General features: G+C 73.0%; 15 protein-coding genes. 2 read left to right on the top strand and 13 right to left on the bottom strand.

Annotation, left to right across the window (positions count from 1 at the left end; genetic code table 11):
• Window positions 1–22 precede the first annotated feature (22 nt).
• From ilvN to MXD57_RS15360, 4 genes are all read right to left on the bottom strand, one after another.
• Window positions 23–547 (bottom strand): acetolactate synthase small subunit, encoded by a 525-nt coding sequence (gene ilvN, locus MXD57_RS15345; RefSeq protein ID WP_030216544.1) that lies wholly within the window; start codon window positions 545–547, stop codon window positions 23–25.
• A 28-nt stretch (window positions 548–575) separates the two neighbouring features.
• Complete coding sequence (locus MXD57_RS15350) at window positions 576–2423, bottom strand: acetolactate synthase large subunit (RefSeq protein WP_250401985.1); 1848 nt, start codon at window positions 2421–2423, stop codon at window positions 576–578.
• A 242-nt stretch (window positions 2424–2665) separates the two neighbouring features.
• On the bottom strand, window positions 2666–5689 hold the full coding sequence (locus tag MXD57_RS15355) for a putative bifunctional diguanylate cyclase/phosphodiesterase (RefSeq protein ID WP_250401986.1): 3024 nt from the start codon (window positions 5687–5689) through the stop codon (window positions 2666–2668).
• A gap of 373 nt (window positions 5690–6062) precedes the next feature.
• On the bottom strand, window positions 6063–7016 hold the full coding sequence (locus MXD57_RS15360) for a 2-hydroxyacid dehydrogenase (RefSeq protein ID WP_250401987.1): 954 nt from the start codon (window positions 7014–7016) through the stop codon (window positions 6063–6065).
• Between the two features lie 75 nt (window positions 7017–7091).
• Between MXD57_RS15360 and MXD57_RS15365 the strand changes: the two genes are divergently transcribed.
• Window positions 7092–8090 (top strand): aldo/keto reductase, encoded by a 999-nt coding sequence (locus MXD57_RS15365; RefSeq protein ID WP_250401988.1) that lies wholly within the window; start codon window positions 7092–7094, stop codon window positions 8088–8090.
• 119 nt (window positions 8091–8209) lie between these two features.
• The gene (locus MXD57_RS15370) at window positions 8210–9355 is read left to right on the top strand and encodes a PQQ-dependent sugar dehydrogenase (protein ID WP_374114701.1); all 1146 of its coding nucleotides are present in this window, start codon (window positions 8210–8212) and stop codon (window positions 9353–9355) included.
• A 25-nt stretch (window positions 9356–9380) separates the two neighbouring features.
• Here the strand turns inward: MXD57_RS15370 and MXD57_RS15375 are convergent, their stop codons facing one another.
• The 9 genes from MXD57_RS15375 to gatC all read right to left on the bottom strand — a co-directional run bounded on the left by MXD57_RS15375 (window position 9381) and on the right by gatC (window position 18417).
• Entirely contained in the window at window positions 9381–12425 is a 3045-nt protein-coding gene (locus MXD57_RS15375) for a helix-turn-helix transcriptional regulator (RefSeq protein ID WP_250401990.1), read from the bottom strand.
• Between the two features lie 152 nt (window positions 12426–12577).
• Entirely contained in the window at window positions 12578–12769 is a 192-nt protein-coding gene (locus MXD57_RS15380) for a hypothetical protein (protein ID WP_250401991.1), read from the bottom strand.
• Between the two features lie 197 nt (window positions 12770–12966).
• Window positions 12967–13638 carry a hypothetical protein gene (locus MXD57_RS15385; RefSeq protein WP_250401992.1) on the bottom strand — a complete coding sequence of 224 codons (672 nt, stop codon included), beginning with the start codon at window positions 13636–13638 and terminating at the stop codon, window positions 12967–12969.
• Window positions 13639–13673: 35 nt separating this feature from the next.
• The gene (locus MXD57_RS15390) at window positions 13674–14249 is read right to left on the bottom strand and encodes a GNAT family N-acetyltransferase (protein WP_250401993.1); all 576 of its coding nucleotides are present in this window, start codon (window positions 14247–14249) and stop codon (window positions 13674–13676) included.
• 67 nt (window positions 14250–14316) lie between these two features.
• A complete protein-coding gene (locus tag MXD57_RS15395) occupies window positions 14317–14703 on the bottom strand; it encodes a hypothetical protein (RefSeq protein ID WP_250401994.1) in 387 nt (128 codons plus the stop codon).
• A gap of 139 nt (window positions 14704–14842) precedes the next feature.
• On the bottom strand, window positions 14843–16357 hold the full coding sequence (gene gatB / locus MXD57_RS15400; protein WP_250401995.1) for an Asp-tRNA(Asn)/Glu-tRNA(Gln) amidotransferase subunit GatB: 1515 nt from the start codon (window positions 16355–16357) through the stop codon (window positions 14843–14845).
• Window positions 16358–16373: 16 nt separating this feature from the next.
• Window positions 16374–16613 carry a hypothetical protein gene (locus MXD57_RS15405; protein WP_199212113.1) on the bottom strand — a complete coding sequence of 80 codons (240 nt, stop codon included), beginning with the start codon at window positions 16611–16613 and terminating at the stop codon, window positions 16374–16376.
• A complete protein-coding gene (gene gatA / locus MXD57_RS15410) occupies window positions 16610–18118 on the bottom strand; it encodes an Asp-tRNA(Asn)/Glu-tRNA(Gln) amidotransferase subunit GatA (RefSeq protein WP_250401996.1) in 1509 nt (502 codons plus the stop codon). Before gatA ends, MXD57_RS15405 begins: the two co-directional genes overlap by 4 nt.
• 2 nt (window positions 18119–18120) lie before the next feature.
• Window positions 18121–18417, bottom strand: coding sequence for an Asp-tRNA(Asn)/Glu-tRNA(Gln) amidotransferase subunit GatC (gene gatC, locus MXD57_RS15415; protein ID WP_250401997.1), 297 nt, complete (start codon window positions 18415–18417; stop codon window positions 18121–18123).
• Window positions 18418–18421: the final 4 nt, after the last annotated feature.

An 18421-nucleotide genomic window follows, 5' to 3' on the forward strand; every position in this document is an offset into this window, starting at 1 on the left:
CGCCGGCCGCCCGTACCCAGCCTTACGCGGATCGGTCCAGAGCGCGAAGCGACCGGTCCGTGATCGAACGGGCGCCACGGCCGATCGCGATCGTGCCGGACTGGACCAGTTCCTTGATGCCGAACGGCTCCAGCATCTTGAGCATGGCGGACAGCTTGTCGCTGGACCCGGTGGCCTCGATGGTCACGGCCTCCGGGGAGACGTCCACGGTCTTGGCGCGGAAGAGCTGGACGATCTCCACGATCTGGGAGCGGGTCTCGTTGTCGGCGCGGACCTTCACCAGGACGAGTTCGCGCTGAACGGCCTGGCCGGGCTCCAGCTCCACGATCTTCAGCACGTTGACGAGCTTGTTGAGCTGCTTGGTGACCTGCTCCAGCGGGAACTCCTCGACGCTGACCACGATGGTGATCCGGGAGATGTCGGGGTGCTCGGTGACCCCCACGGCGAGCGAGTCGATGTTGAAGCCGCGACGGGAGAAGAGGGCGGCGATCCGGGCGAGGATGCCGGGCGTGTTCTCCACCAGGACGGAGAGCGTGTGCTTGGACATGTCTGGTCTTCCTCTTCGCTCTTCCGGCTCAGTCGTCTTCGCTGTCGCCGAAGTCGGGGCGGACGTCCCGGGCGGCCATGATCTCGTCGTTGGAGGTGCCGGCGGCGACCATCGGCCACACCATCGCGTCCTCGTGGACGATGAAGTCGACGACGACCGGGCGGTCGTTGACGGAGTTCGCCTCCTCGATGACCCTGTCCAGGTCCTCCGGGCGCTCGCAGCGGATGGCGTGGCAGCCCATCGCCTCCGACAGCTTCACGAAGTCGGGGACGCGGGTACCCCTGGCCTCCGGGTTGACGTCCTCGGGACCGGAGTGCAGGACCGTGTTGGAGTACCGCTGGTTGTAGAACAGGGTCTGCCACTGGCGGACCATCCCGAGGGCGCCGTTGTTGATGACGGCGACCTTGATCGGGATGTTGTTCAGGGCGCAGGTGGTCAGCTCCTGGTTGGTCATCTGGAAGCAGCCGTCGCCGTCGATGGCCCACACCGTGCGGTCGGGCTGCCCGGCCTTGGCGCCCATCGCGGCCGGGACCGCGTAGCCCATGGTTCCGGCGCCGCCGGAGTTCAGCCAGGTGGCGGGCCGCTCGTACTGGATGAAGTGCGCGGACCACATCTGGTGCTGGCCGACACCCGCCGCGAAGATGGTGCCCTCGGGCGCGAGTTGCCCGACGCGCTCGATGACGGCCTGCGGCGACAGCGAGCCGTCCTCGGGCTGGTCGTAGCCGAGCGGGTAGGTCTCGCGCCAGCGGCTCAGGTCGCTCCACCAGGCGGTGTAGTCGCCCTGGTGACCCTCGCTGTGCTCCTTCTGCACCGCCTGGACCAGGTCGGCGATGACCTCGCGGGCGTCTCCGACGATCGGCACGTCGGCGGCGCGGTTCTTGCCGATCTCGGCGGGGTCGATGTCGGCGTGGACGATCCTCGCGTACGGGGCGAAGCTGTCCAGCTTGCCGGTGACGCGGTCGTCGAAGCGGGCTCCGAGGGCGACGATCAGGTCGGCCTTCTGCAGCGCGGTGACGGCGGTGACCGCACCGTGCATGCCCGGCATTCCCACGTGCAGCGGGTGGCTGTCGGGGAACGCGCCGAGCGCCATCAGGGTGGTGGTGACGGGCGCTCCGGTGAGTTCGGCGAGGACCTTCAGCTCGGCGGTGGCCTTCGCCTTGAGGACGCCGCCGCCGACGTAGAGGACGGGGCGCTTCGCCGTGGTGATCAGCTTGGCGGCCTCACGGATCTGCTTGGCGTGCGGCTTGGTCACCGGGCGGTAGCCGGGCAGGTCCGTGGCCGGCGGCCAGGAGAAGGTGGTCCTCGCCTGGAGGGCGTCCTTGGCGATGTCCACCAGGACCGGGCCGGGACGGCCGGTGGAGGCGATGTGGAAGGCCTCCGCGATGGTCCGCGGGATGTCCTCCGCCTTGGTGACCAGGAAGTTGTGCTTGGTGATCGGCATCGTGATGCCGACGATGTCCGCCTCCTGGAAGGCGTCCGTACCGATCGCCTTGGACGCGACCTGCCCGGTGATCGCCACGAGCGGCACCGAGTCCATGTGCGCGTCGGCGATCGGGGTGACCAGGTTGGTCGCGCCCGGACCCGACGTCGCCATGCAGACGCCGACCCGGCCGGTGGCCTGCGCGTAGCCGGTGGCGGCGTGGCCGGCGCCCTGCTCGTGCCGGACCAGGACGTGACGGACCCGGCTGGAGTCCATCAGCGGGTCGTACGCGGGCAGGATCGCCCCACCGGGAATGCCGAATACCGTGTCCGCGCCGACCTCCTCGAGGGAGCGGATGAGGGACTGCGCACCCGTGACGTGCTCGACGGGGGCGGACTGATGTCCTCCGGATCGGGGCCGGGGCTGCGGATGGGCCCCGGTGGCCTGCTCGGTCATCGGCATTCTCTTCTCGATGCTGAGGTTTATGCGAGGTTTGGGCGGATTCGAAGCGCTGCACGAAAGGCGCTCGTGCAACAAAAAACCCCTCGTGCCGAAAGGCAAGCGAGGGGAGCGCGCCGGGGAGGTCGCTGGGGATTCCGGATCGTCCTCCGGTGGGTCCCAGCTCAGCCGACGCGCTGTCCAAGTACGAGAATTCGGGTGCGCATGGCACTGACCCTCCCCCCGGCGCGCACCACGTGTCAAGTGGGTGGGACGGGCGTCTCATTATGTGAGAGAAGTGCACTGCCACCTCCGATGACGGCGGACACACCTCCGGTGTACACCTCGGCGGCCCCACCTGCGAACGCCGGTTCGGCGGGTGCGTGCGGCACCGGATAGTGGCCGGATCCGAGCGCCCGGCGCAGCCGGTGCTCCTCCAGCGGGCCCGCGAACGCGCTGCCCTGGCCGTGGGTGCATCCCATCGCGCGCAGCACGGTCACCTGCTCCGGCAGATCCACGCCCTCGGCCACGGACTGGAGCCCGAGGTCGCCGGCGATACGGAGCAACCCACTGGTGATCTTGTGCAGCCGGGGCGACTCCACGACTCCCTCGACCAGACCGCGGTCCAGCTTGAGGATATCCACGGGCAGCCGCCTCAGGGCCGTGATGGCCGCGTGACCGCTGCCGAAGCCGTCGAGCGCGATCCGCACGCCGAGCCGGCTGAGCGCGGTCAGCCGCCGCTCCAGCTCCTCGAGCGAGACCCGGTGGTCGGCGTCGGACAGCTCCAGCACCAGTGCGCCGGGCGGCAGCCCGTGCCGGTTCAGCAGCCCCTCCACGGTACCGAGGGGCATCGAGCGGTCCAGCAGGCGCCGGGCGCTCAGCCGCACGGCGACCGGCACGACGTGCCCGGCGACGGCGCGCTCCGCGGCCTGGTCCACCGCCTCCCGCAGGATCCAGCGGTCCAGCTCCGCGGTCTTGTCGCCGTCCTCTGCCACCCTCAGGAACTCGGCCGGGGTGAACAGCACCCCCTGGGAGGAGCGCCAGCGCGCCTGCGCGGAGACCGCTGTGATCCGGCCGTTGCCGAGGCTCACCACCGGCTGGTGCAGCAGCGCGAACTCGCCGTCGTGCAGGGCCGCGCGCAGCCGGGTGGCCAGCTCCGCCTTGCGCACGACGTCCTGCTGCATCTGCGGCCGGTACAGCTCGACCCGGCCCTTTCCGGCCGATTTCGCCCGGTACATCGCGAGGTCGGCGTTGCGCAGCAACTCCCCCGCGCCCAGGCCCGGCTCGGCGAAGGCGACACCGATGGAGGCGTTGACCCGGACATCGTTGCCGTCGATGGCGTAGGGCTGGGAGAGCGTGGCCCGCAGGCGGTCGGCGAGCTCCAGGATGTTCCGCTCGCGGGCGGCCCGGTCGCGGGTGCCGTCCCCGGCGATCAGGGCCGCGAACTCGTCGCCGCCCAGCCGGGACGCGGTGTCCCCCTGCCGGACCGCGTCCTGGAGCCTGCGGGCGGCCTGGACGAGGAGCTCGTCCCCGGCCTGGTGCCCGATCGTGTCGTTGACCGCCTTGAAGCCGTCCAGGTCGATGAAGAGCACGGCCGTGCCGCGCAGGGCGGCGCCCCGGTCGGTGGCACGGCGCCCGGACAGGGCCTGCTGGACGCGCCGGGTGAACAGCGCGCGGTTGGGCAGGTCGGTGAGCGGGTCGTGCTCGGCGTTGTGCTGCAACTGGGCCTGGAGCCGCACTCTTTCGGTCACGTCCCGGCTGTTGAAGATCAGGCCGCCGTGGTGGCGGTTGACGGTGGACTCGACGTTGAGCCAGCCTCCGTCGCCCGACCGGAACCGGCACTCGATGCGGGTGGTGGGTTCGTCGAGCGGGCTGGCGGCGAGGAAGCGGCGCACCTCGTGCACCACGCAGCCCAGGTCCTCCGCGTGGATCAGAGCGGCCAGTTCGGTGCCCACCAGTTCCTCGGCGGGCCGCCCGTAGACCCCGGCGGCGGCCGGGGAGACGTAGCGCAGGATGCCGTTGGGGGCGGCGATCATGATGACGTCGCTGGAGCCCTGCACCAGTGAGCGGAAGTGGTTCTCCTTCTGCGCCAGTTCCTGGGTGAGGGTGATGTTGTCCAGCAGCATGATGCCCTGCCGCATGACGAGCGCCAGCACGACGGCGCCGGCGGTGATCAGTACCACGTGGTCGGGGCGGCGGCCGTCGAGCACGTTGTAGAGGATGCCCAGGGTGCACACGGCGGCGGCCAGGTACGGCGTGAGCGCCGCGAGCGAGCCGGTGATCGGCCGGCCGGGCAGGTACCGCGGGTGGTCGCCGCCGCCCGGCGCGGGCGGCGGCACATGCGGCTGGCCCGGGCCCCGCTGTCCCGGCACGTGCTCGTGGACCACGCGCGAGTGCCCGTCGGGCGCGCGCCGCCCGCCGTCCGCCGGCCCGGTGCGGCGGGACACGGCCCAGGGGGCGTAGGCGAGCAGCAGCGAGCCGGCGAACCAGCCCGCGTCCAGCAGATGCCCGGAGTGGTAACTGCTGTGCAGCAGCGGTGAGGTGAACAGCGCGTCGCACATCACCGTCAGGGCGAGCGCGCCGATGGCGGTGTTGATCGCCGTGCGGTTGCCCGGGGCGCGGCGGAAGTGCAGCGCGAGGACCATGCTCACGAGCGCGATGTCCAGCAGCGGGTACGCCAGCGACAGCGCGGTGTGCGCCACGCTCGACCCGTCGAACCGGGCGGCCTGGGCCAGTGCCAGGCTCCAGGACAGGGTGAGCAGCGAGCCGCCGATCAGCCAGGCGTCCAGTGCCAGGCAGATCCAGCCCGCCCGGTTCGCCGGCCGCTGGGCGAGGACCAGCAGGCCCACGATGGCGGGCGGCGCGAAGCACAGGAAGAACAGGTCGGCGTAGCTGGGGCTGGGCACGGGCCGGTCGAGGACCACCTCGTACCACCCCCAGACCGCGTTGCCGAGGGACGCCATCGCGGAGGAGAGCGCGAAGAGCAGCCAGGCCGGCCGGAAGCGGATCCGGGGTCCCCGGGCGTAGCGGAAGCAGGAGACGGCGGCGGCGCCTGCCGCGGCGCTCAGCCCGAAGTCGCCCATGACCAGCGCGACCCGCTCCGAGCCCCAGTCGAACATGGAGGCGATCGCATAGGCCCCGCAGACCAGGGCGAGGACGAGCTGCGGCACCAGCCGCGGGCCCTCGGCGGCGGACCGCGGCCGCGCGGGCGCCGGGGCCGGCGGCGCGGCCGGAGCGAGCGGTGCGCCGTCGAGGGTGCCCGTCAGGGCGGGCGGGGCGTTCACCGGGGGCTCCCGGAGCGGGCCGCTCCCGGTTCCCCGGTGTCCCGGTGCGCCGCGTGCCGGCCGCGGCCGGCCGGTTTGCGGTGGCAGTGATGGCTCGTGTGGTGGCCGCGTCTGCGCTCGGTCGTGCGCCAGGGTCCCCGCCGGCGACTCCGTCGCGTCGGATCGTTCGTCCATAGGCCGTGCATCGCCCGTCGCCCCCCTCACAAGTCCGATCAGTCCATCCCCGGCGCCGAACGGTCAGCGGCGCAGCCCCTGTCGGGACGATACACCAGGATCGTCACTCAGGGACATAGCCCCTCTACGCTCAGTGACGACCGGTGAAAATGTCAACACGTTCCGCGCTCAGGGCATTGCGGAGGGTGCCGGAGGCAGGTCAGGCCCCCGTAGTCAGGATCACGTTCCGCAGGGGCTCGTGGTTCACGAACCGGTGCAACTGGTCCACCAGGAGCCGCTTCGCACGCGGCAGGAAGGCCGAGGTGGGCCCGCCGACGTGCGGGCTGATGAGCACGCCGGGCGCCGTCCACAAGGGGTGCCCCGGCGGCAGCGGCTCGGGGTCGGTGACGTCGAGCGCGGCGGTGATGCGCCCCTTCTCCACCTCGGTGAGCAGCGCGTTCGTGTCCACGACAGGTCCGCGGGAGACGTTGACGAGCAGCGCCCCGTCCTTCATCAGACTCAGGAAGTCCGCGTTCACCAGACCCCGGGTCGCCTCCGTCAAGGGCGTGGAGAGGATCACGACATCGGCTTTCGGAAGCAGTGAAGGCAATTGGGTGAGCGCGTGCACGGGACCGCGCGCCGTGGTGCGCTCCGAGCGCGCGACGCGCGCCACCCGCGCGAGTTCAAAGGGCGCGAGCCGGTCCTCGATGGCGGCACCGATGGCGCCGTAGCCGATGATGAGGGCGTTCCTGTCGGCGAGGGCCGGGTGGAAGCCGCCTCGCCACTCGCCCCGGTCCTGGGCCCGCACGAAGTCGGGGATGCCCCGCAGGGAGGCCAGCACGAGCGCGAGGGCGAGTTCGGCGGTGCTGGCCTCGTGGACCCCGCGAGCGTTGCACAGCCGGACCCCCGGGGGCAGGTGTCCCAGGCCCGGGTTCAGGTGGTCGACGCCGGCCGACAGCGTCTGCACCACCCGCACGGTGCTCATGCGGGCCATCGGCCGCAGACCGACGGCGTCCGCACGCATGTACGGCACGACGTAGAAGGCGCAGTCGGCGGGGTCGCCGGGGAACTCCTGCTCGCCGTCGCCGCCCCCGTCCCAGAACAGGTAGCGGGGCCCCTGGGGAAGCCCCTCGATCTCCTCCGGCGCGATGGGAAGCCATACGTCCTGTGTCATGGCAAGGAGGCTATGTCAGGCGTACGGACGCGGGGGGTTAGGTTGGGGGACCGGACGAGGGAGGTTCACGAGCAGGTGGAGCGCAGGACGATCGGCGCGGGTGCGCTCGCGGTGGGGGCCGTCGGACTCGGGTGCATGCCGATGAGCTGGGCGTACACCGGCTCCCGGCAGCGGGGCGCCGAGTCGCTCAGAACCGTGCACCGGGCGCTGGACGTGGGCTCGAACCTGCTGGACACGGCCGACATGTACGGCCCGTTCACCAATGAGCTGCTGCTGGGCCGGGTGCTCAGGGAGCGGCGCGGGGACGCCTTCGTGTCGACCAAGGCGGGGCTGCTCGTGGGCGAGCAGCACATCGTCGCCAACGGCCGGCCGGGTTACGTGAGACGAGCCTGCGACGCGTCGCTCAGGCGGCTGCAGACGGATGTGATCGACCTCTACCAGCTTCACCGCGCCGATCCCGAGGTCCCCGTGGAGGAGACCTGGGGCGCGATGGCCGACCTGGTGCGGGCCGGGAAGGTGCGGGCGCTGGGTCTGTGCGCGGTGGGCGCGCGCGCCGGCCGCCGCTCCGGCAGCAGGCGCTACGACGCCACGCTGCGCCAGCTCCACCGGGTGCAACAGGTCTTCCCGGTGAGCGCGGTGCAGGCGGAGCTGTCGGTCTGGTCGCCGGAGGCGCTGGACACGCTGCTGCCGTGGTGCGAGGCGCGGGGCGTGGGCTTCCTGGCCGCGATGCCGCTGGGCAACGGCTACCTGACCGGCACGCTGACACCCGGCGAGGGCTTCGAACCGGACGACGTGCGCGCCCGGCACCCCCGCTTCACGGCCGAGATGATGGCCGCCAACCAGCCGATCGTCGCCGGTCTGCGCCGCATCGCCCGGCGGCACGGCCCGGACGTCACCCCGGCACAGGTGGCGCTGGCCTGGGTACTGGCGCAGGGCCGTCAGGTGATCGCGCTGCCCGGGACCAAGCGGGAACGCTGGGCCGGGGAGAACGCGGCGGCGGCCGCGCTGCGCCTGGGCGCCCGGGACCTGGCGGAGGTGTCCCGGCTGCCGGCGGCGCGGGGCTCCTGGGACTGACCGGTCCCGCATGAGGCGCGCGCCGGACGGGAACCCGGGCGGGACGGGCGGAGTATGAGAGGGAGAAGCTGTCGTACGTCCGCCGCTGCGAAGGGACCATGATCGTGCAACGCCGAGTTGTGACGGCCGTGTTGGCCGCTACCGCGCTCCTGCTGACGGCGGGCTGCTCCGCCGGCGGCCAGGGCTTCCCCGGCGGCGGGAGCACCACGCCGAGCGGCGGGGCGACGGCCACCGCCGCGTCCGGCCGGGCCACCGGGTCGGCACCGCCGGCCAAGGGCTCGGTGAAGGTGCTGCGTACCGTCACCGAGGGCCTGCGGACGCCGTGGGGCCTGGCCCCGCTCCCCGGTGGCGGCCTGCTGGTCTCCTCCCGGGACGACGGCACGATCACCCGCGTCGACGAGCGGACCGGCCGCAGAACCGAGCTGGGCACGGTCTCCGGGGTCGCCCCGGAGGGAGAGGGCGGCCTGCTCGGCATCGCCCTCTCCCCCGGCTTCGCCTCGGACCACATGATCTACGCCTACTTCACCTCGGTCTCGGACAACCGCATCGTCCGCCTGCTGTACGACGCGGGGAAGCCGGCCGGCGAGCAACTGGGCGCCCCGGACACGGTCTTCAAGGGCATCCCCAAGGGGGTCATCCACAACGGCGGCCGGATCGCCTTCGGCCCGGACCGGATGCTGTACGCGGGCACGGGCGAGAGCGGCGACCGCGGGCTCGCCCAGGACAGGAAGTCACTGGGCGGCAAGATCCTCCGGCTGACCCCGGAGGGCGAACCGGCCCCCGGCAACCCGCTCCCCGGCTCCCCCGTGTACTCCTACGGCCACCGCAACGTCCAGGGGCTGGCCTGGGACTCCAGGCAGCGTCTGTTCGCCTCGGAGTTCGGCCAGGACACCTGGGACGAGCTGAACGCCATCGTGCCGGGCGGCAACTACGGCTGGCCGGACGCCGAGGGGCGGTCCTCCGGCGCCGGCTTCCGCGACCCGGTGGCCCAGTGGCACACCGACGAGGCGTCCCCGAGCGGGATCGCCCAGGTCGACGGAGTGATCTGGATGGCCGGGCTGAAGGGCGAACGGCTGTGGCGCGTCCCGCTGCGCGGCACGGCCGCCTCGGCGGCCCCCGAGGCGTTCCTCACCGGCGAGTACGGCCGGCTGCGCACCGTCGTCCCGGCCGGGAAAGGCAGGGTCTGGCTGGTCACGAGCAACACCGACGGCCGGGGGTCGCCGAAGAAGGGGGACGACCGGGTGCTGGAGGTCGCGGTCCGCTGAGCGGCCCCCCGCGCGCCCGCGGCCCTCATCCCGCCACCAGCCGGTCCTCGGTGTCCGGCGGGAACATGCCCAGCCGGTGGGCCACCGCCGCCGCCTCGCCCCGGCCGGAGACACCGAGCTTGGACAGGATGTTGGAGACGTGCACGCTCGCGGTCTTCGGGGAGATGAACAGCTCCTCGGCTATCTGGCGGTTGGTGCGGCCGGCCGAGACCAGGCGCAGGACGTCGCGCTCCCGGCTGGTGAGGCCGAGGGCCGACACCGGATCGGCGGGCCCGAGGACCCGGCACCGGGCGTTGCCGAGGGTGAGCCGGGCGCGCCGGCCGAGGCGGGCGACCGCGTCGGCGAGCGGGCGGGCGCCGAGGTGCCCGGCGACCGCTCCGGACAGTCTCAGCAGTTCCACGGCCCGCTCCCGGTGCTCCTCGCCGCCGTCGGTCAGCAGCGCCTGGGCGAGGCGGTGGCGGACCCGGGCCAGGTCGTAGGGGCGGTCCAGGCCCTCGAAGGCCGTGACCACCGGTGACCAGGTGCCGTCGGTGTCCCGGCCCTCGGCCCGGAGGAGTTCGGCGCGGGTCCACTCGTCGTAGGCGCGCCACAGGGGGGCGTCGGCGATGAGCCCGCGAGCCGCCCCGGCGATCCGGCCGAGCATGTCGGCCCGCCCGGCTTCGGCGGCGGGCAGGGTGCCGGCGTCGGCCTCGGCGGTGGCCATCGCCAGCAGCAGGGGCCAGGCGTAGCGCTGGGTGCCGACCGGGAAGCCGGCCTCCACGGCGCCCAGGAACTCGGCGCGGGCGTCGGGGAGCCGGCCCTCCCAGGCGGCGACGCCCACGGCGATGCGGGCCAGCGGCAACCGGTTCTGGGGCATCGGGTCGCGGGTGCCGTAGTGGGCGCGGGCGGTGGCCAGCTGACGGGCGGCCTCCGCGCCGTCGCCGTGGGCCAGGGCGAGGTGGGCCAGGCGCAGGGCGCCCGAGCCCCGCGGTTTGGCGCCTCGCCCGATACGGATCGCCTGTCCGGCCGCCTCGGCGGCCTCCTCCCACCGGCCCAGCGAGTACAGCGCGTCGGAGAGGTTCCCCCACACCCAGGCCTGGGAGTCGGGCAGCCCGTACCGGCGGGTGAAGACGATGCCCTCGCGCAGGATGGGCTCGGCGTCGCGGTCCCGGCCGACGGACTGCAGCGAGCCCGGCAGGTTCACATGGGCGCGGCCCGCCACCCGGGACGCCCCCTCGGCGATCGCCTCCTCCTTGACCCGGGACATCTCCGCCAGGCCGGCCTCGACGTCGCCGGCGTCGACCATGAGGCCGCCCAGGGTGAGACGGGCGTTGAGCTCGATCTCGCGGGCGTTCACCATCCGCGCGTACTCGACGGCCTGCTCGGCGTCGGCGAGGGCCGCCGGTCCGGGCCGGTGCAGCATGGACCAGCCCGCGGACTCCGTCAGCACCTCGGCGTGCACCTCGGAGGGCGGCAGACCCCGCACCAGTTCCTGCGCGGTGGCCAGTTCCGGCCATCCGTCACCGCGGGCCAGGGCCTGGACCAGGCGGGAGCGCTGGACCCAGAACCAGGCGGCGCGCAACGGGTCCGGGTCCTCCTCGAGCAGTTGCAGGGCCCGCCTGACGATCTTCAGGGCACGTTCGCGTTCGCCGCCGAAGCGGCTCGCGACCGCGGCCTCGGCCATCAGGTCGAGGTAGCACAGCGGGGTGGTGGCCGGGTCGCAGCCGCACGGGGGGTAGGCGCCGGTGTAGTCGACCGGGCGCAGAGCGGAGCGGACCTCCCCGGGCACGGTGTCCCACAGCTCCATCGCCCGCTCCAGGAGCCGCAGTTGCTCGGTGTAGGCATGCCGGCGGCGGGCCACGACGGAGGCTTCGAGGACCGCGGGCAGCGCCTTGGCGGGATCGTGGGCGTGGTACCAGTAGCTGGCCAGGCGCATCACGCGGGCGCCCGCGGGAACGAGCGAGGGGTCGGCCTCCAGGGCCTCTGCGTAGCGGCGGTTCAGGCGGGAGCGTTCGCCGGGCAGCAGGTCGTCGGCGACGGCCTCCCGGACCAGGGCGTGCCGGAAGCGGTAGCCGTCGCCGTCCGGGGTGGCGGTCAGGATGTTGGCGCCCACGGCGGCCCGCAGTGCCTCGATGAGGTCGTCCTCGGCGAACCGGGCGACGGCGGCGACCAGCGGGTACTCCACGGTGGAGCCCCCCTCGGCGACGATCCGGGCGACCCGCTGGGCGCTCTCGGGGAGTTTCTCGACCCGGACCAGGAGCAGGTCGCGCAGGGAGTCGGAGAGCCCGGTGCAGCAGCCCTCGCAGGCGGCGACGGCCAGTTCCTCGACGAAGAAGGCGTTGCCGTCGGAGCGTTCGAAGATGGCGTCGACCTGGGCGGGGTCGGGTTCGGCGGCGAGGATGCCGGCGACCTGGCGGGCCACCTCCTCGCGGCTGAACCGGGCGAGTTCGAGGCGGCGGACGGTGCGCAGCCGGTCGAGTTCGGCGAGCAGGGGGCGCAGCGGGTGGCGGCGGTGGACGTCGTCCGCGCGGTAGGTGGCCAGGACCAGGAGGTGGCCGCTGCGCAGGGTACGGAAGAGGTAGGCGAGCAGGTGGCGGGTCGAGGCGTCGGCCCAGTGCAGGTCCTCCAGGACGAGGACGACCGTGCGCTCGGCGGCGGCCCGCTCCAGCAGCCGGGCGGTGAGCTCGAAGAGGCGGGCGGTGCCCTGCTCGTCGTGGCGGCTGGAGGCGGCCTCGCCGAGTTCGGGCAGCAGCCGGGCCAGTTCCTCCTCCTGTCCGGCCGCGGCGGCGGCGAACTCCCCCGGCAGGGCGTCGCGCAGGGCGCGCAGCGCGCTGGAGAAGGGGGCGAAGGGCAGCCCGTCGGCGCCGATCTCCACACAGCCGCCGACGGCGACGACCGCGGACCGCCGGCCGGCGACGGCGGCGAACTCCTCGACGAGGCGGGTCTTGCCGACCCCCGCCTCACCGCCGAGCAGCAGCGCCTGCGGCTCGCCCGCGGCGGCACGGGCGAGCGCGTCGTTCAAGGTGTCCAACTCGTCGGCGCGGCCGACGAACACGGGACTGACGGACCTGTTCTCCACGGGCCCGAGCATCGCACGAGGTCCAAGGGGCGCGGGACCCGTTTTCCACAGTCCCGGTGCGATGGTCGTACGAATAATCGGGATGGCCGTGCCAGAACCGCCGTCCGCTCCGGCGCCGGCACCGGAGCGGACGGCGCTGGTGCCGGCGCCCACCGGCCCGGCGCTCACGCGGTGCGCGGGAGCCGGTGCCGGCGGGGGCGATCGGTATGGGGTTCGGCGCCGGGGGCGCCGAGCGGCGCCGTCTCCTCGCGGCGCGCGGCGCGCCGGGCGCCGGCGGCCGCGCGGGCCAGGCGCTCCCGGTCGGCCGCGCGGCGCAGCTCGGCGTGACGGATCCGGTGGGTCTCGAACTCGTGCATGGCGTGGTCCTTTCGGAGGCCGGTGTCGGCTTCGCTCGTCGCGATGCCTCCACACTCGTCCCCCAGGGGGGTCCGCCACATCGGGAGACTTCCGCATCCTGGGGCCGGTCACCGGACCCGGACGCGGGTAAGGGGCCCCAGGGGCTCTCCCTAAGGTGCTCAGGGATTCCCTAAGGCCCCCGTGGATCCGCGCGTTCTCAGCCCGCGGAGGGCAGGGCGAGCAGCGCGTCGGAGTACTTCAGGACGGCCAGCAGCAGGCCGACGACGCCGAGCGAGACCCCGCCCCACGCGACCGAGCGGATCCAGGCGGCCGACGGACGGCCGGGCGCGCCGAACGCGGGCCGGACGAGCACGACCACGCCGGTGATGAGCGCGGCCAGCGCGAACAGGCCGGCCCACAGGGCGGTGGTGTGCCACGCGTCGCCGTACACCTCCTTGATCTGCTGGGCGACGCTCGCGCCGGAGGAGGTCCGGAGCTGGCCGACCAGGGTCTCGCGGGCGGCAGCGACGGTGCCGATCCAGCCACCGGTGAGGGAGACCAGCCCCAGTGCGGCGGAGACCACGGCTCCGGCGCCCAGCCCGACCTCGGAGGGCGCCTTCCGCGCGGGCTCCTCGTCGACCGCGTCGGGCTCATCGGAGTCCTCGGGTCCTGCGGGCTCCCCGGAGTCCTCGGGCCCCGCGGGCTCCTCCCGGTCCCCGGCCCGAGGTGCTCCCCCGGTCCCCCGCGTCTCCTCGCCGTTCCCGGCCGGCTGCCCGGCCGGGCCCGTGCCGTCCGCTGCGGACACGGTGTCCGCCCCGGCGGCGGCCGTGGTCCTCCCGGCCGCCGGCTCGTCGTCGGTCCTGTCGACGTCCTGTGTGTTCGTAGCCATGCCCGGCACCGTACGGATGCCGTCTGAGAGGTCTCTTAATGATCGTCGGGCGCGGTACGCGCGCGTGCCGCACGCCACTCGGGCGCCAGCACCGACCAGATCTCGGTGTCCGTGCGCACGCCCCGGTACGGGTAGTTCTCCCGCAGCACGCCCTCCCTGGTCATGCCGAGGCGCCGGGCCACGCCGATGCTGGGCCCGTTGGCCGTCGACACGTGCCACTCCACCCGGTGCATGGCGCGCTCCTCGAACGCCCAGTCCAGCAGCACTCGCATGCCGCGCGTGACCAGGCCCCGCCCGGCCGCCGCCGGTTCCAGCCAGCAGCCCGCCTCGCAGACCCCGCTGGGGGTGTCCCACACCCGGAACAGCAGTCCCCCGGCCAGCCTCCCGTCCAGCCACACCCCGTGCAGGCTGCCGGTGTCGGCACCGCGCTTCTCGGCGTACGAGGCGAGGTACGCACGGGCGGCGTCCAGGTCGGTCACCACGTCCGGCAGGCCGACGTGCCGCCCGATGAACTCACGTCCCCGGTCGATGTTGGCGAGCAGGTCCGCCGCGTGCCAGACCTCCAGGGGCCGCAGTTCGGCACCGTCGTCACCCAGGGACCTCGCGTACATCGCGCTGCCGCTCCTCCCGCTGTACCGCCGTCCGGACGTCGCTCACCCTCTCATGCGCGGGCCGCGCTCAGTCGAACTGGTCTCCGAGGGCCATGACGGCCGTGCCGGCGACCAGCAGCCACAGGGACCGGCGGGTACGGCCGCGGGCGCCGAGGACGGCTGCGAGGGCGCACGGGGCGGCGCCGACGGCGTAGGCGACGGGGACGAGGGCCGGGGCCGAGCCGGTGAGCCGGAGCAGCGCGGCGGCGCAGCCCGCGAGGCAGAGCAGACCTCCGGTGCCGGCCGCGGTCCACCGGGCCCTGCGGGCCCCATCGGCGTCCTCGGCGTCCTCGGCGTCCTCGTCGTCGGCGACGTCCTGGGCGTCGGCGACGTGGCCGTGCGGCGCGTCCGGTTCCTCCGGCGCGTCCGCCTCGGCTATGGCGGGTTCGGCGTCGGAATCGGTACGTCCACTCATGGCGGGTGAGCGTACAGCGTTCGCCGTCCCCCACCGGTGCGGGGCCGTGCCCCCGGCGGGCGCCCGGTCGGCCCGAACCGGCCGGGCACGGCGCGACGGCCCCGGAGGACACTGCCTCCGGGGCCGTCGCGGTGATGGCTCAGCCCTCGCTGACGCCCAGCTTCTCGAGGATCAGCTCCTTGACGCGGGCCGCGTCCGCCTGCCCCCGGGTGGCCTTCATGACCGCGCCGACCAGGGCACCGGCCGCGGCCACCTTGCCGCCGCGGATCTTGTCGGCGACGCCCGGGTTGCCGGCGATGGCCTCGTCGACGGCGGCGGTCAGCGCGCCCTCGTCGGAGACGACCTTCAGACCGCGCTTGTCGACCACCTGGTCCGGAGTGCCCTCGCCCGCGAGGACGCCCTCGATGACCTGGCGGGCCAGCTTGTCGTTCAGGTCGCCGGAGTTCACCAGCTCGGTGACCCGGGCGACCTGCTGCGGCGTGATGGCCAGCTCGTCCAGCGCCTTGCCCGACTCGTTGGCGCTGCGCGCCAGTTCGCCCATCCACCACTTGCGGGCGGAGGCCGCGTCGGCACCGGCGTCGATCGTGGCGACGATCGGCTCCAGCGCGCCGGCGTTCAGGATCGCCTGCATGTCGGTGGCCGAGATGCCCCACTCGGCGAGCAGCCGGGTGCGGCGGGCCAGCGGCATCTCCGGCAGCGCGGCGCGGATCTGCTCGACCCACTCGCGGGCCGGGGCGACGGGGACGAGGTCGGGCTCCGGGAAGTACCGGTAGTCCTCGGCCTCCTCCTTGACCCGGCCCGAGGTGGTGGACCCGGTGTCCTCGTGGAAGTGCCGGGTCTCCTGCACGATCGTGCCGCCGGACGACAGCACGGCCGCGTGCCGCTGGATCTCGAAGCGGGCCGCGCGCTCCACGGACCGCAGCGAGTTGACGTTCTTCGTCTCGGAACGCGTGCCGAACTTCTCGGTGCCGTTCGGGCGCAGCGACAGGTTGACGTCGCAGCGCATCTGGCCCATCTCCATGCGGGCCTCGGAGACACCGAGCGCCTTGATGAGCTCGCGCAGTTCACGGACGTACGCCCGGGCGACCTCGGGGGCGCGCTCACCGGCGCCTTCGATCGGCTTGGTGACGATCTCGATGAGCGGGATGCCCGCGCGGTTGTAGTCCAGCAGCGAGTGGGACGCGCCGTGGATACGGCCGGTGGCGCCGCCGACGTGCGTCGACTTGCCGGTGTCCTCCTCCATGTGGGCGCGCTCGATCTCCACCCGGAAGGTCTCGCCGTCCTCCAACTGCACGTCGAGGTAGCCGTTGAAGGCGATCGGCTCGTCGTACTGGGAGGTCTGGAAGTTCTTCGGCATGTCCGGATAGAAGTAGTTCTTCCGGGCGAAGCGGCACCATTCGGCGATCTCGCAGTTGAGCGCGAGACCGATCTTGATCGCGGACTCGACGCCGGTCGCGTTGACGACCGGGAGTGCGCCGGGCAGGCCGAGGCAGACCGGGCAGGTCTGCGAGTTGGGCTCGGCGCCCAGCTCGGTCGAGCACCCGCAGAACATCTTGGTCTTGGTGCCGAGTTCGACATGGACCTCGAGGCCCATGACGGGGTCGTACGACGCCAGCGCGTCCTCGTACGACACCAGGTCGGTCGTGGTGGTCACGGTGAAAACTTCCCTCTCAGCCCAGCAGGACGTCGTCGTCGCCCAGCCGCTTCAGCTCGCGGTAGAGGATGGCGAGGCCGGTGACGATCGCGACGGCGGACACGGTGGCGTCGATCAGCCGCAGCGTGTCCTGCTCGGCGCGCGCCTTCTTGATCTGCTTGGCCACGCCGAGCGCGCTGAACGCGGTCCCGGCCATCGACAGATAGGTGCCGGACTTCGACTTCTTGAAGCCCTTGGCCTTGTTCAGTGCGCTCACAGCGACGGAGCCTCCTCGATCAGCGGGTGCCCCCACCTTTCCACGAAGGCGGCCTCGACGGCGGCTCCGACCTTGTACAGCCGGTCGTCCTTGAGCGCCGGGGCGATGATCTGCAGGCCCACCGGGAGGTTGTCCTCCGGGGCGAGGCCGCAGGGCAGCGACATGGCCGCGTTGCCCGCCAGGTTGGTCGGGATGGTGCACAGGTCGGCCAGGTACATCGCCATCGGGTCGTCGGCGCGTTCGCCGATCGCGAAGGCGGTGGTCGGCGTGGTCGGCGACACGATGACGTCGACCTGCTCGAAGGCCTTCTCGAAGTCACGCGTGATGAGCGTGCGGACCTTCTGCGCGGAGCCGTAGTAGGCGTCGTAGTAGCCGCTCGACAGGGCGTAGGTGCCGAGCATGACGCGCCGCTTGACCTCGGGGCCGAAGCCCGCCTCGCGGGTGAGGGAGGTGACCTCCTCGGCCGAGTGTCCGCCGTCGTCGCCGGTCCTGAGGCCGTAGCGCAGGCCGTCGAAGCGGGCGAGGTTGGAGGAGCACTCGGAGGGCGCGATCAGGTAGTACGCGGAGAGCGCGAGGTCGAAGGACGGGCAGTCCAGCTCGACGATCTCGGCGCCCAGCTCCTTCAGCAGTTCCACCGACTCGTCGAAGCGCTGCACGACACCGGCCTGGTAGCCCTCGCCGCGGAACTGCTTGACGACACCGACCCGCATGCCCGCGACGCTGCCGTTGCGCGCGGCCTCGACCACCGGGGGGACCGGGGCGTCGATGGAGGTGGAGTCCAGCGGGTCGTGCCCGGCGATGACCTCGTGCAGCAGGGCCGCGTCCAGGACCGTGCGGGCGCAGGGGCCGCCCTGGTCGAGGGAGGAGGAGAAGGCGACCATGCCGTAGCGGGAGACCGCGCCGTAGGTCGGCTTCACGCCGACCGTGCCGGTGACGGCGGCCGGCTGGCGGATGGAGCCGCCGGTGTCGGTGCCGATGGCGAGCGGGGCCTGGAAGGAGGCGAGCGCCGCGGAGGAACCGCCGCCGGAGCCGCCGGGGATCCTGGTGAGGTCCCAGGGGTTGCCGGTCGGGCCGTACGCGCTGTTCTCGGTGGAGGAGCCCATGGCGAACTCGTCCATGTTGGTCTTGCCGAGGATGACGACGTCGGCGGCCTTCAGCCGCTTGGTGAGCGTCGCGTCGTACGGCGGGATCCAGCCCTCGAGGATCTTGGAGCCGACCGTGGTCGGCACACCCTCGGTGGTGAAGATGTCCTTGAGCGCGAGCGGGACGCCGGCCAGCGGGCCGAGCTTCTCCCCCCGGGCCCGCTTCTCGTCCACGGCGCGGGCCTGGGCGAGGGCGCCCTCACGGTCGACGTGCAGGAAGGCGTGCACCTTCTCGTCGACGGCCTCGATGCGGGCGAGGTGGGCCTCGGTGACCTCGACGGCCGTGAGCTCGCCGGAGGCGATCTTCTCGGCGGTCTCGGCGGCCGTCAGCCTGATGCAGTGTTCGATGTTCTTGGCCGTCATGGTCAGTCCTCCCCCAGGATCTGCGGCACCTTGAAACGCTGCTGCTCCTGGGCCGGGGCGCCGGAGAGCGCCTGCGCGGGGGTGAGCGAGGGACGGACCTCGTCCGCGCGCATGACGTTCGTCAGCGGCAGCGGGTGGGAGGTCGGCGGTACGTCTTGGTCGGCGACCTCGCTGACGCGGGCGACCGCGCCGATGATGTCGTCGAGCTGGACCGCGAAGTGATCGAGTTCTTCGGGCTTCAGCTCCAGACGCGCCAGCCGGGCGAGGTGGGCGACCTCCTCGCGCGTGATGCCAGGCATGCAG

This window comes from Streptomyces cellostaticus, assembly GCF_023630175.1.
Taxonomy (GTDB): domain Bacteria; phylum Actinomycetota; class Actinomycetes; order Streptomycetales; family Streptomycetaceae; genus Streptomyces; species Streptomyces cellostaticus_A.